Genomic DNA, 13,825 nt, shown 5'->3' with positions numbered 1-13,825 from the left:
ACAAACAAAGGTTTCTTCGATATCAAAATCAGCTTAAACGAGGAATTTTTTCAAGTAAACAAAAAAGCAGCTGTGATGAATAACTCATTACAGCTGCTTTTTTATACTACACGAAGACAAAGATGGGGTAGACAATCCACCTCTGCTTATTCTAGACATCCTTCGTCGTTAATGTTTCTCTACTATCAAGAACTGATTTTTTGATTCGCTTCATCTAAAAAGGCTTGTACTTGTTCTGGCGTTTTTCTATCTTTATCTACATAACGATGGATTTCTTCACCATTTTCAAACACTAGAAAACTTGGGATGCCGAAAATGTCATAATCCTGACAAACATCTATTAATTGATCGCGATCTGCGTGATAAAAGGAAAAGCTTTTATTCTCCTCCTCTAATTCGGGAAGCGCCGGTTCAATCACTCGACAATCCGGGCACCAATCCGCCGAAAACATAACTACAGCCTTTTCATTAGAAATAACCTTATCAAATTGAGCTCTTTCTGTAATATCCTGCATATTCCATACCTCCTAGTTTATCCTTGGTCTATCTCCATATCTCCAAGTTTAATCCATTCTTTCTTTCTCATCCACTCAGACAAACTGAGACTTACAATAGCAGGCCCTGCAACGTGAATCAAAAGCATAATGAATAATAGTGGAAGATGAAACCCCATTACTGAAAACGTCATTATTTGACCGACAAATCCACTGGTCCCCATCCCTGCTCCAGATGGATTATTTTCCATAAAAAATACCATGGTAGACAGGGGGGCAAACACAGCACCTGCTATCGTTGGCGGTAAAAGTATAAGTGGATTTTTTACCACATTTGGAACTTGGAGCATCGATGTGCCAATTCCTAGTGCAGCAAGACCCGATATACCGTTTTCCCGGTAACTGCTCACCGCAAAACCTACCATTTGCGCCGCACATCCAACCGTTGCAGCTCCTGCGGCAATCCCCTCAAGTTCAATCATAATTGCAATTGCTGCACTCGATATAGGAGCCGTCAAAGCAAGTCCCATTAACACAGCGACAATTATTCCCATTATGAAAGGTTGCTGTTCCGTTGCCCACATGATAGTATTTCCTATATTTATTAAAGCAACATCAATAATCGGTCCTAGAAAATAAGCGACAGTATAACCAACAGCAATCGTCACAAAAGGAGTAACGATAATATCCAGTTTCGTTTCTTTTGAAACAAGCTTTCCTATTTCCACCGATAAGAGTGCTGCTGCAAATGCTCCTGCCGGTCCACCTAAATCCGCCCCTGCAGCACCAGTTATGACCGCAGAAAAAACAATAAGAGGTGGTGCTTTTAAACCATACGCAACTGCCGCTCCTATCGCAGGACCCATTAAATCCATCGCCAACTGTCCCATGTCGACAAAAAAGCCCCATTCTAGTTGTTCTCCTATCGTACGAATAATGAGTCCAATAATTAATGATGCAAATAAACCGAGAGCCATATAACTCAATGACGTTATCGCATATGTCTTTACAGATAAGTTTACACCCTTACGCAAAAAAAATTGCTTCATTTCTCTCCCCCATTATCGACAATCTATGATTTCTTTCAGTTGTTATCATCTTACCTTCATTTCTTATGAATTGACAAGAAAAAGAATACATTTGATGATATTTATAGAGAAACAATACAAGGAAAGGGGATTTATGATGGAGTTACACGTATACTTAGCAGGACAAATTCACGACAATTGGCGGGATGACATTCGCGAGCAAGCCCAATCTATGAATTTACCAATTGAATTTTCAGGACCTATGGAAAACCATGACCGTTCTGATAATATCGGGGAAGAAATCTTAGGCAAACAACCAGATCCCGTTTTTAAGGACGAAGCAGCTTCAAGCTTAAACAATTTGCGTACAGAAGTTCTCATGCAAAAAGCAGACGTTGTGATTGCTTTATTCGGCGAAAAGTACAAGCAATGGAATTCGGCAATGGATGCAGGCGCGGCCATTGCTATGGGAAAACCTTTCATTTTAATTCGCCCTCGTGAACTTCACCATCCGACAAAAGAACTGGCCAACAAGGCTCAAGTGGTTGTCGAAACAAAACAACAAGCATTACAAGCCTTATCCTACATTTTTGAAAAGAATTAAAGCAAAAAAACGGAGCAGGTTTTTCCTGCTCCGTTTTTCTTATCTTCATGATAAATAAAAGCACCGTTGTCCATAAAGTAATCGAACCGTATGAATAAACATGTCAGTTCTTGAAATCACTCCGTTTGTGAAAATACCAACAGCTCCCTCTTCGTGGCTTATTCCATGACGATTTGTATACAAATCCATCACCGTCTTCAATTCTTCTCCGCGATGAAGGCCGCTGGCTATTTCTTCGGGAAGTAGAATTTTCGCTCCCGCTGCCGTGAATACATGATTCTGCTTATCAGCAATAGCGCCCCAATTGCAAAGGTACAATCCATCGTTCATTTGCATGACACCACCTTCAAGCCCAATCCCGATTTCCACGTCTTTTTCTAGAACCGCTTTTGCTCTACTTATAGCCCCTGCTTTTGTTTCTTCATCGGAAAACGGCTGTGCCGAAACCGTACTATCGACATCAAAACCTTGCACGTCATAGTCAACTTCAGCGAAAACAGAAGCTACAGCCTGGAGTTTCGCTTGATTTTTTGACCCTACTCCACATCGTTTCATTTTCCTTATACACCTTTTCGAATGTATTCTACCGCATTATTGTCTGTTGTTTCTACCAATTTTGTAATGAGCTCTTTGGCGGCAGCGTAGTCATCTACGTGAAGCATCGAAGCGGCCGTATGAATATAACGGGAACAGACGCCAACGACTGCGGACGGCACCCCTTCATTTGACATGTGTACACGTCCTGCATCTGTTCCCCCTTGGGAAACAAAATATTGATATGGAATGTCATTACTTTCCGCTGTATCCAACACAAAATCACGTATGCCTCGATGAGTCACCATTGTCTGATCAAAAATGCGCAAAAGCGCCCCTTTACCAAGATGACCAAACGCATCATCGCCACCAGTGGCATCATTAGCAGGACTTGCATCTAAAGCATAAAATACATCTGGTTGAATCATCTGAGAAGATGTCGCTGCACCTCGTAAGCCTACCTCTTCCTGTACGGTAGCCCCGGAATAAACAATGTTAGGGTGATTTTTATGCTGTAGCTCTTTCAACAGTTCTATTGCTAATCCTACGCCATAACGGTTATCCCATGATTTAGCGAGTATCTTTTTTTCATTTGCCATAGGAGTGAATGGGCAAATCGGCAAAATCGGCTGCCCTGGTTTGATACCAATTGTTTCGGCATCTTCCTTATCATCGGCTCCTACATCTATGTACATCTTATTCATCGGCATCGGCTTTTGGCGTTGAGATTCTTCGAGCAAATGAGGGGGTGTTGAACCAATGACACCAGTAATCGGCCCGTTATCTGTGATAACCTGCACACGTTGGGCGAGCAAAACTTGACTCCACCACCCACCAAGAGGTTCAAACTGAATCATCCCCTTTTTGTTAATAGCTTTTACCATAAACCCAACTTCATCCATATGACCTGCTACCATAACCCTTGGTCCATTCTGGCTGCTGGATTTCACCCCAAACACACTACCTAACTTGTCTTGTACAATGTTTTCGCTGTATTTTTCAAGTTCATTTTTAACGTAAGCTCTAACGTCATGTTCAAAGCCAGGAGCTCCCGGCAATTCTGTTAATGTCTTAAACATATCCATCGTTTCTTGCTTCATAGTATACTTCCTTTCGTCACTTTATCTCCTTTACATTTTACCGAAAGCGCTTATTTTTTTCTACCTACAGCTTGATTATATTTGGAATCTCGTTTATTTTAGGCTATACTTGTAGAAAATCCATTAGAGAAAGGCAGGGTAAATATGAAAGCAAGAGATATACTTATTGGAGCTGGCATCGGTTTTTTAGCAGGGTATGTGTTGAAGGAATACGCAGGAGGGGAACATATTACTCCTGAAAAAGCACTTAAAACGGTGAAAGAGAACATTCAGGATCATATTCCTGTCAATGGCTCTTGGATTCATATGACTGCGGAGAATTATAAAAAAGACGATCTTGAATACAAAGTATACAGAGGCGGCATTTCAAGTACGAAAGAAGGCGAAACGACGCAAATGGATTTCATTGTCGACGCCAAAACCGGAACAATCCTTGAACTTAGTTCTTAATGAAAACCTTTTAAAAGATAGAACAGAAACCTTATTCTCAACGTCTGCTCCTTTCTAGAGACGTTGAGAATAGGTTTCTTTGTTTTTATACCTTCCTCCGTTTCCCATAGACCTATGCAGATTATGTATTATGAAAGATTTTGTTCATCAGAATAACTCGGATGCAGCTTCAAATAAGTATGCGCATAAAGGTCCTAGTACCGTAAATCCTATAAACAATGCAATAATTTTCACGGGAGTAGACAAACCTTGGTTTTTATTACTCATTTCATCGAGTTTGGCATTTAATTCATGTAATATCTGTTTTTCCTGTTCATCAGACATTATTATCTCCCTCCTTTTTGCGATAAACGAAATCCATGGACTTAAAATGAGTACAAATCAACGTCCCTGCTACAGTAACAACCGACCACTTATTTTAACATGTATATCCAAATGTTGTAATAATCTTGTGTATCGATGCTTCTTTTCGTATCCGCTGCAAACGGGACAAGGGCATGGTCTCTTCGAAGGCGGTTCGTCCCTTTCTTACCTTTTTAAAGAGGGGCTGTATCAAAAGTCTACTACTAGCCAAAAAATGCTTCACTAACATTTAGGGCATGCGCTGCAGGCGGACGCTTTCCGCGGGCAGCGCCTCAGCTTCTGCCCATGGTTGAATTCTCTTTGTTATAGAAAGGAGCTGTACCTTTTGATACAGCTCCTCTCATCCATTTTTTCTATATTATTTTACGGGACGTTTCAACAATCCGACGAGAATCGCTGTCACGGCCGTTCCGATTAAAATCGCAAGGACATAAAGTAGAGGGGCTCCTTGTACTGTTGGAATAACAAAGGCTCCTCCGTGTGGTGCAGGAAGGCCGATTCCAAATAACATCGCAAACGCACCAGCTGTTGCCGAACCAGCTATGAACGCTGGAATGATACGAGCGGGATCCGCTGCTGCAAAAGGTATTGCACCTTCTGTAATAAAGAACGCTCCAAGGAAATAACTGGATAGTCCAGCATCTCGTTCTTCCTTTGTAAATTTATTTCTAAATATCGTTGTCGCAACCGCAATACCGAGCGGTGGCACCATACCACCTGCCATAATCGCTGCGTGTGGTGCAAAATTACCTGCGTCAATCATTGCAATACCGAATGTGAAGGCCGCCTTATTGACAGGACCTCCCATATCAACCGCCATCATTCCACCGAGAACAATTCCGAGAATGACAATATTACCCGTTCCCATGCCATTAAGCCAATTTTCTAGAATCGTATTAAATTGACTTACAGGCGGAGTAATAACAAAATGCATTAAAATACCGACAATAAAAATACTTAATACAGGATAAAAAAGAATCGTTTTAATGCCGTCTAATACCTTAGGCAGGCCTGCTAATGCTTTTTTCAATAGAATGACAATATAACCTGCGAGAAAGCCGGCGATTAAACCGCCAAGAAAACCAGCGCCACCTGTCGTCGCCATGAGACCGCCAATCATACCGGGAGCAAAGCCAGGGCGGTCAGCGATACTCATCGCAATAAACCCGGCAAGAACAGCTACCATCAAATGAAAAGCATGGTCCCCACCAATAGAATAGAGAGCTGCTGCAAATTCATTATAACTTTCATGATCGGGGTCAGCTGAATTAATACCGAAGAAAAAGGAGACAGCCATTAGTACCCCGCCTCCGACAACAAACGGAAGCATGTTGGATACACCATTCATTAAATGTTTATAAAAGCCGGAACGTCCTTTACTGTCACTCGATGCTCCACTGCTTCCTTCCGCAGCCTTATACAAAGGAGCTTCTCCATTTTGCACTTGATCAATGAGCTCTTTTGGACGTTTCATACCGTCCGTAACTCCTTTAATAAGAACGGGCTTACCATCGAAACGATCCATCTCCACTTTTGTATCTGAAGCTAAGATGATTCCTTCCGCGTTTGCAATTTCATCAGCTGTTAGACGATTACCAATTCCATCAGAACCATTGGTTTCCACTTTAATGGAAATTCCCATTTCTTTCGCTTGTTCTTTTAATGCATCTGCTGCCATAAACGTATGTGCAATTCCTGTTGGACAACCCGTTACAGCAAGAATTTGCGGACCAGATGATTCCTCTGCCTGCGCAGCATTATCGTCTTCTTCTGTTCCAAGCTTTTCTTTTTCTTTGTCGTCAATAAGTTTCATTACTTCATTTTCTGTGTCTGCGCTTAATAAGTCTGAGCGAAATCCTTCATCCATCAAGAGTGTCGATAATCTCGATAACGTCTGTAAGTGATCTTGGTTTGCCCCTTCACTAGCAGCAATCATAAAAATTAAATGTGCCGGCTGACCATCCAACGATTCATAGTCAGTGCCTTCTGTCGAACGACCAAAGGCGATAGCTGGTGTTTTCACCGCATCGGTTTTGGCATGTGGAATCGCTATCCCTTCGCCAATGCCGGTTGAACTTTCACCTTCTCGGGTATGAATTGCTTCTTTAAATTTTGCCGGATTTTGAAGTCTTCCTGCTTTGTCCAGCTTCTGAACCAGCTCATCAATGACGCCATTTTTCGAATCTGCTTGAAGATCGAGAATCACGGTGTCCGTTTTCAACAAATCAGTAATTTTCACTTCCCTCACCCCTTCTTTAAAATTCCCTTTGGCTTTTGTTTTTCTCTTTCAATGGCTTTGTCTCCACTTGTCTGTAAACGGCTTCTACTTCTTCCAACGTGCAAAACGTTTCGGAAAAAGCAGTCGCACTTCCTGTTGCAACAGCATAAGTTAATACTTCTTGTGAATTGTCTGAGGCAAGATGTTTAGCTATAAACCCTGCAACTAGAGAGTCTCCTGCACCTACTGAATTAACAGCCGGACGTTCTGGGGGTACTGCTTGGTACGCACCTTGTTCATTCAAATAAATAGCACCTTCACCAGCCATCGATATAACAGCATGATCAATTTCGTATTCTTCCATCATTTTTTCTCCATACTCGATTGCATCCTCCACCGAAGAAATCGTTGTTTGATACAAATCTGCTAACTCATGATGATTTGGTTTAACGAAATATGGTTTGGCCTGCAATGCAGCCTTCAACGGCTTTCCACTAGTATCAAGGTAGACGTTAACCTTTTTTTCTTTTAATCCTGACATTAACGTTTGATACAAATCTTCGGGTAGCATAGACGGAAGACTTCCTGCGATAACGAGATGATCATTTTCTTCCAATTTGTCTAGTTTGGTAAGCAATTCGTCAATGTTTTCTTTAGAAATATCTGGAGAAGTTCCGTTGATTTCTGTTTCTTCTTCTCCTCTTATTTTCACATTGATTCTCGTATCCCCGTCGACATCAATAAATTCCGTTGTGATATTCTCTTGATTTAATACTTGTTTAATATAGTCACCGGTGAATCCTCCTGAAAACCCAAGTGCTGTACTGGAGACACCGAGTCTATCGAGGACGCGGGATACGTTAATACCTTTACCACCTGGGTACTTTAAGTCTTCTTTTGAACGGTTAATGGTCCCTGTTTGAAAATCGGGCGTCTCGATGACATAATCAAGAGCCGGATTTAGGGTTAATGTGTAAATCATTTTTTCACGACCTTTACTTCTGTTCGTTGTCTCAACTTTTCTAATTGCTCTAATTCTATTTGTTCGGAAGTAATAATAATTGCCTCTTCCAGCGAAGCAACACTGGCAAAAGCGACTTCTGCTGTTTTCGAATGATCTGCAAGTACATATGGTCTTGTCGATAGAGTAAGTGCTGTTTTCTTAACATGAGCTTCTTCTGGGTCTGGTGTTGTAAAGCCACTTTCGACATCCATTCCGTTGATACCGAGAAAACATGCATCAAATCGAAACTCTTTTAGGGAAGATGCAGCTTTTTCCCCTGTCAATGCAGATGTTCCTGGTTTTGCTTTCCCTCCTGTAACATACGTTTGAATACCGTGTTCTAACAAAAGCGGCACATGTGGAATCCCGTTCGTTACAACGACTACTTCTTTTTGAGCTAAAAAAGGTATCATTTCTACTGTGGTTGTTCCAGCATCCATAAACAAACAATCTTTATCATTCACTAGAGAAGCCGCCCACTCAGCAATACCGCGTTTCTCTGTTTGATGAATACTTTGTTTTTCAGCAACAGAAGGTTCTTCTAATTTCCTTTTAGAAAGGGACGCCCCTCCATGTAAACGCTTTATAAACTGTTCTGACTCCAATTCGGTCAAATCTCGTCTGATGGTGGATTCGGACGCTCCTGTAGCCGTAACAAGATCTTGAACAGATGCCACTTCTTGAGATTTCAAAACGTTTAAGATAGCTTCTCTTCTTTCAACGTGAAGCATGGGTACCTCCTCTCTTATCAGCAAGGAAACGCTTACTTACAAATTCTGATTACAGTATATAATCATTTTCATTCAAAATCAAGCATTAACAATCATATTTTGCATTAATTTTTGATTGTATTCAATCAATACGCATACAAAAACTGCCTCATTGAGAGATTCACTCATGAGACAGCTTCAAATCAGACTATATTTCATTTTTTTTAGCAAGGGACGATTGGATTAATCCAGCACTATCCAACTGTATCGCCCGATATTTGTAATCATGATAAAACGTGAACCAGGCTTCATTGTTACAACCAATATCCATAAACTTTTGTTTCATTGCGATAGAATCAATCGGATAATCATCATACGCCATCACCCACAATACAGGTTGATGAGCATGTGTTCCCATATTATCAGCCATATGAATAAGCATGTCATCATTTTGTTCTATTGTTATGATACACATGCCTTTACTATGGCCTCCTGTTTTTTGTTGAACAATTCCTGGAGCTGCTGTCCGCTCTTCCTGAAAAGTTTTGACCATATGTTCAACCGGCTTCCAATTCTGCTTCCAATATGTATTTGCGGAGCGGATGTTAGGGTTTTTCGTTTCTTCCCATTCTGTTTCTGACAAGTAAATCACCGCATTTTCAAAGGCGGGCACTTCTTTACTATCCTCCCACTTAACTAAACCTGCGGCATGATCATAATGCATATGAGTCATCAGCACTTCATCTATGTCAGCTGATGTCAGTCCTAGAGCATGAAGATCTTCATCGACAAAAGACTCTTCGGTAATGCCGAAATTCCGCTTTTGTTTTTCAGTAAATCTATCAATGCCAAGACCTGCTTCTATCAATATATTTTTACCGTTTCCTTGAATAAGAATCGGATCAGAGCGAAGTTCAATTTGATTTTTATCATTCACAGGATATTTTTTTGACCAAAGCGGCTTTGGTACTACTCCGAACATGGCACCGCCGTCTAAATGAGTGACACCTCCGCGAAGCCACGTCAAAGTATAGTTTCCTATCGTTAATTGTTCCATAAAAGACCTCCTGTGCATGCGTTTTCACAACCTTAGTATACATATTATATATTAAAAAAACTACCCGAATTTGATTTTCGAGTAGGTTATGAAGGGTAGGGAGAGGAAAAATAAGACTCGAGTCGAAAAATACGTTGACCTTTTTGAGAAAATTTCTCCTCATATTCTGTCATAATATTATCTTCCTTTTCACTGTTATGAAGATCGAGTGAAATATTTTTTAACGTCATGCCATAACGAGACATGCTCTCCAGCGAGTATTCAAACAGCCCTTGGTTGTCCGTTTTCATATGAATTTCAGCGTTGTCGCTCATAATTTGCTCATAAAGCGATAAAAAAGATTTATACGTCAGTCTTCTTTTCTCATGTCTTTTTTTCGGCCATGGATCGGTAAAATTAATAAACAGCCGATCTACTTCTCCCGGTTGAAAAAAATCAAGCAAATCAAGAACATCTCCATTAATAAAGCGGACATTGCTTTTATGATCTTTTAATAAACGTTGTAATCCCATCACTAAAACACTTTCGGACTTCTCTATCCCAATAAAGTTAATATTCGGATATTCTTGGCTCATGTTATCGAGAAATTTTCCTTTTCCAGTACCCACTTCCACATAAATAGGATTATCATTTCCAAACAGCTCTTTCCAACTTGTCTTGGTTTTTGAAGAAGAGGTCATCACGTATTCCGGATGTTCTTCAATGAATTGTTTCGCCCACGGTTTATGACGGAGTCTCATACCGCCCCTCCTTTTTCTGTTTTCCTACCAGTTAAAAAGGTCCGGCTTTCACACCGGGCCTTGCTTCTATCGACTATTCTATCTTTCCATCATACAATAATTGGTGGAGATATTCTGTCCAGCTTAACGTTTGTTTCTCGTTTCCTTTGTGGATGTAGTAAAGGGCATGATCCAAAGCATGAGAAACAACGTACCAATGCATACGGTGTTTTAAATTAGTCGTCAATGGAAACCCGTAATGATGGAGCCAGGCTTCCCACTTGTCAGTTGGTATATATTCATATAACAGCAAACCAAGATCAAAGGCTGGATCGGCAACCGTTGCCCCGTCCCAATCAATCAAGTAAAGCTCGTTATGGGAATTAATCATCCAATTGTTATGATTAATATCACAATGACAGACGACCATACTCGGTGCCTTCACTTCTTGATAATTTGAAACCAAATATTGAATAGCTTCATGAAATAAAGAATATGACGTTCCCGTTGCAAGCATCCGGGTATTCAAATTCTCAATCATTGTCGAGGGCGTCAGCGGTTCGTTGCCTATCCGTTTGAACATATCAAGCAATTCACTCGATGAATGTATCTTGCTTAATAAACGAGCAACATCAGAGCGTTCCATGTCTGAAGCACTTAGCTCTCGACCATGAACCCATCTCTGAGCTGTAATCACGTCTCCATTTTCCAATCGCTTGGTCCATAATAACTTAGGAACAATTCCTTCGGCAGAAAGTACTGCTAAAAATGGAGAAGAATTGCGCTTTAAGAACAGCTTTTGCTCTCCTGTCCAGGCAATATATGCTTCACCAGTAGTTCCTCCAGCGGGTTCAACTGTCCAGTCTTCTCCTAATAGAAGTTCCAATACCTTCACCCTCGTTTTCACTCATTTTTATCTTGATTAGTCATTGCTTTTCTAAAGCTACTGCTTTTGCAGTCATGCAGCACTCTTTTCCATTTTATATTAAACATAAATAGCATAAGGAAGCAGAGTCTAAAGACAGTGACTCTGCTTTATCAAATACGAAATTATGGTATGGATTGAACATTCACTAATATAAGAGTGAATCGTTTTTAATAGTATCAAAGAAATGGATTCAACGTCAACGACAATATATTACTCTCGTCGTCTAAAATACGGATATGTTGCACTTTAACATCGGTTCTGTTTACAAACGTCCCCCTTGAACAACAACATTCAAGTCTTGATGTCTTATCGATCTTCTTTTTTTTCAGTAAAAGGAGTGATATAGTAAACTCGAAGTGAATCACAAAAAATAAATTAATGTAGCAAATGGAGGAAAATCTCGATGCACCAATCAAACACATCGAATCGGGCACGCCTGCTCATATCCTGTTCAGACCAACCTGGAATTGTGGCGTCCGTTTCTAAATACTTACACGATAATAAAGCAAATATAGTGCAATCCGACCAATACAGTACTGATCCAGAAGGCGGCATGTTTTTTATGAGAATTGAATTCGACCTTCCTTCTTTCCAAGAAACGTATGACACTATTCTTGCGCAATTCCCAGCGATAGCGGAACAATTTAATATGAGTTGGCGGCTTGAGCAGGAACGTAAGACGAAAAAGATGGCTATTTTCGTTTCAAAGGAAGACCATTGTTTGCTTGAATTGTTATGGAAATGGAGATCAGGAGAATTAGAGGTTGACATTCCCGTAGTTATAAGCAATCATGCTGACTTAAAAGATATCGTTGAAAGTTATGGAATTACATTTCACCATATTCCAGTGACAAAAGAAACAAAGCCCGAAGCTGAACATGAAGCAAAGCAAGTGCTTAATTATTATAACGTTGATTTCATTGTGCTTGCTCGTTATATGCAGATTCTATCTTCTAATTTTGTTCAAGCGTATCGACATAAGGTGATTAACATTCACCATTCTTTTCTACCAGCCTTTATTGGTGCTAATCCATATAAAAAAGCATTCGAACGAGGTGTTAAATTAATCGGGGCAACGGCTCATTATATTACAGATGATTTAGATGAAGGACCGATTATCGAGCAAGAGATTCTTCGTGTTAACCACCGCTATTCCGCAGAAGATTTAAAAATCGCGGGACGTAATGTGGAAAAAATAGCGCTAGCAAGAGCTGTGGAGTGGCACATCAACGATAAAATACTTGTGCACGAAAATAAGACATTAGTATTTAATTAATAATACGAGGAGAAAAGGCAGGGACAAAACATTATAAAAACAAAAAATCCGAACGATTCATATCAAATGAATCGTTCGGATTTTTGAATTGTTTTATCGCTACGTCAAAATAGGTCGTTTTTTATCCAGCGGTATCTTCGGCTCGTGCTGTTCGAGGCCGCTGAAAAAGTACGCATGTCAAATATTTTATTCATAATAAAACGATTCCCTTTATATCAGAACAGAAAGCAAGACAGCACAGAGATTAACTTCCTTTTTATTCAAAAATAAGTATAAATAGACAGTGCCTCCACCTCTTTTAGCAGACTACTTTGTTTTGTCCCTGGCTCTTTTTTCATCAGATTAATGGGAGCACCTGTGATTTATAAATACTCTTCATTCTCTTTGACATCATAGTTTTCGACCAAATCCCGACGCCTGAATGAATTCGTTAATGCATGTTGTAATAACACGTCAACCGCATATAGTTGATTCTTTTTTATAGGCGAAGGATTTCTTTTTCTTTTTTCAAACCATTCATCTATATTTCTCTTATCTACGATTTCTATTTTCGTGCCAGCTGACCTATTATCAATAATAGATTCAGGGGATAATACGATACGACGCAGTTGCATATCAAGAGAAGTGTCTTGTAAAAATGAGCGCAACACACTGCTCATGCGATTCAACGAAATAACAGGGTTCACCCGCCGTCTTCTTTCTTTATGAACATACTCGTTCCAATATCGCCCTGACGATGACTCAAAAACACTATTCACATCACCATTCAAAACAGACACACAATATATCGAGGTGGGACTTAATAAAATAATATCCATTTCAAGCGGAGTTTTCCCAATGGAAAAGACGGGATAATAAAACACCATATAATTATCAGGAAGTTGTCTTAAAAAATAACGAAGAGTTTGGTCGTACCTATATTTAGGATTGAGACTTGACTCATCGAGCAAAGAAGCACTGGCCCAACGTAACTGCGCTTGAAATAAGTTTTCATAAAAAGTTTCTTTCACTTCTTCTAAAGATTTTCCTTTATAAAACTCTTCTTCCTTCTCTTCCTCTGTCTCTTCGTTTACGTCCCGGTTTCTACCAGATAAACTTTTTAACCGGTTAAGGGTCGCTGTAAAAAAACCTCTATCTGCTCCTTCAAGCCAATCATCAAGGGTTTCTTCATCGGTTTCTTCTGCAGCGGAGCGATTTGCCTTTATCCATTCCCGCTTCATACTTTCCCAGCGTTCTTTTTTTAAACGGGAAAACTGGCCAAGATAGCGTTGAATATCATGTTGATATCTAGACGTATAATCTTCTATTTTTATTAAATGAGCCACTTGTGTACCTCCATTA

General features: G+C 40.1%; 15 protein-coding genes. 3 read left to right on the top strand and 12 right to left on the bottom strand.

The features are described 5' to 3' along the window. Window positions 1-185: 185 nt before the first annotated feature. Together J2S78_RS04640 and J2S78_RS04635 are read right to left on the bottom strand one after the other, a co-directional pair. Window positions 186-515: a thioredoxin family protein gene (locus J2S78_RS04640; protein ID WP_125555062.1), complete on the bottom strand. Its 330-nt coding sequence runs from the start codon at window positions 513-515 to the stop codon at window positions 186-188. Between the two features lie 17 nt (window positions 516-532). After that, a complete protein-coding gene (locus J2S78_RS04635) occupies window positions 533-1,543 on the bottom strand; it encodes a PTS sugar transporter subunit IIC (RefSeq protein ID WP_306896715.1) in 1,011 nt (336 codons plus the stop codon). Window positions 1,544-1,679: 136 nt separating this feature from the next. Between J2S78_RS04635 and J2S78_RS04630 the strand changes: the two genes are divergently transcribed. Beyond that, entirely contained in the window at window positions 1,680-2,126 is a 447-nt protein-coding gene (locus J2S78_RS04630; protein WP_306896994.1) for a YtoQ family protein, read from the top strand. A 45-nt stretch (window positions 2,127-2,171) separates the two neighbouring features. Here J2S78_RS04630 and J2S78_RS04625 read toward each other — a convergent pair whose 3' ends face one another. After that, entirely contained in the window at window positions 2,172-2,681 is a 510-nt protein-coding gene (locus J2S78_RS04625) for a DUF84 family protein (RefSeq protein ID WP_306896713.1), read from the bottom strand. A 5-nt stretch (window positions 2,682-2,686) separates the two neighbouring features. Further along, a complete protein-coding gene (locus J2S78_RS04620; RefSeq protein WP_306896711.1) occupies window positions 2,687-3,760 on the bottom strand; it encodes a M42 family metallopeptidase in 1,074 nt (357 codons plus the stop codon). 144 nt (window positions 3,761-3,904) lie between these two features. Here J2S78_RS04620 and J2S78_RS04615 point away from each other — a divergent pair, with 144 nt between their 5' ends. After that, window positions 3,905-4,210: a PepSY domain-containing protein gene (locus J2S78_RS04615; RefSeq protein ID WP_125555059.1), complete on the top strand. Its 306-nt coding sequence runs from the start codon at window positions 3,905-3,907 to the stop codon at window positions 4,208-4,210. Window positions 4,211-4,357: 147 nt separating this feature from the next. Here the strand turns inward: J2S78_RS04615 and J2S78_RS04610 are convergent, their stop codons facing one another. The 7 genes from J2S78_RS04610 to J2S78_RS04580 form a co-directional block, all read right to left on the bottom strand. Beyond that, window positions 4,358-4,534, bottom strand: coding sequence for a hypothetical protein (locus J2S78_RS04610; protein WP_306896708.1), 177 nt, complete (start codon window positions 4,532-4,534; stop codon window positions 4,358-4,360). Between the two features lie 397 nt (window positions 4,535-4,931). After that, window positions 4,932-6,812 (bottom strand): PTS fructose transporter subunit IIABC, encoded by a 1,881-nt coding sequence (locus J2S78_RS04605; protein ID WP_306896706.1) that lies wholly within the window; start codon window positions 6,810-6,812, stop codon window positions 4,932-4,934. A 16-nt stretch (window positions 6,813-6,828) separates the two neighbouring features. After that, complete coding sequence (pfkB, locus tag J2S78_RS04600) at window positions 6,829-7,773, bottom strand: 1-phosphofructokinase (protein ID WP_306896703.1); 945 nt, start codon at window positions 7,771-7,773, stop codon at window positions 6,829-6,831. Next, the gene (locus J2S78_RS04595) at window positions 7,770-8,525 is read right to left on the bottom strand and encodes a DeoR/GlpR family DNA-binding transcription regulator (RefSeq protein ID WP_306896701.1); all 756 of its coding nucleotides are present in this window, start codon (window positions 8,523-8,525) and stop codon (window positions 7,770-7,772) included. The genes pfkB and J2S78_RS04595 overlap by 4 nt, the downstream gene beginning before the upstream one ends. Before the next feature lie 187 nt (window positions 8,526-8,712). Continuing rightward, the gene (locus tag J2S78_RS04590) at window positions 8,713-9,561 is read right to left on the bottom strand and encodes a YtnP family quorum-quenching lactonase (RefSeq protein ID WP_306896699.1); all 849 of its coding nucleotides are present in this window, start codon (window positions 9,559-9,561) and stop codon (window positions 8,713-8,715) included. A gap of 86 nt (window positions 9,562-9,647) precedes the next feature. Continuing rightward, complete coding sequence (gene trmB / locus J2S78_RS04585) at window positions 9,648-10,301, bottom strand: tRNA (guanosine(46)-N7)-methyltransferase TrmB (protein ID WP_306896696.1); 654 nt, start codon at window positions 10,299-10,301, stop codon at window positions 9,648-9,650. Between the two features lie 73 nt (window positions 10,302-10,374). After that, the gene (locus J2S78_RS04580; protein ID WP_306896694.1) at window positions 10,375-11,166 is read right to left on the bottom strand and encodes a phosphotransferase family protein; all 792 of its coding nucleotides are present in this window, start codon (window positions 11,164-11,166) and stop codon (window positions 10,375-10,377) included. Window positions 11,167-11,611: 445 nt separating this feature from the next. Between J2S78_RS04580 and purU the strand changes: the two genes are divergently transcribed. Further along, window positions 11,612-12,484: a formyltetrahydrofolate deformylase gene (gene purU / locus J2S78_RS04575; RefSeq protein WP_306896693.1), complete on the top strand. Its 873-nt coding sequence runs from the start codon at window positions 11,612-11,614 to the stop codon at window positions 12,482-12,484. A gap of 362 nt (window positions 12,485-12,846) precedes the next feature. On the opposite strand, the gene J2S78_RS04570 is transcribed toward purU, so the two are convergent. Beyond that, window positions 12,847-13,809, bottom strand: coding sequence for a nuclease-related domain-containing protein (locus J2S78_RS04570; protein ID WP_306896689.1), 963 nt, complete (start codon window positions 13,807-13,809; stop codon window positions 12,847-12,849). Window positions 13,810-13,825 lie beyond the last annotated feature (16 nt).

It is taken from the genome of Salibacterium salarium, from assembly GCF_030813635.1.
GTDB classification, from domain to species: Bacteria; Bacillota; Bacilli; order Bacillales; family Marinococcaceae; genus Salibacterium; species Salibacterium salarium.
This window is presented reverse-complemented; position numbering and strand designations above follow the sequence as displayed.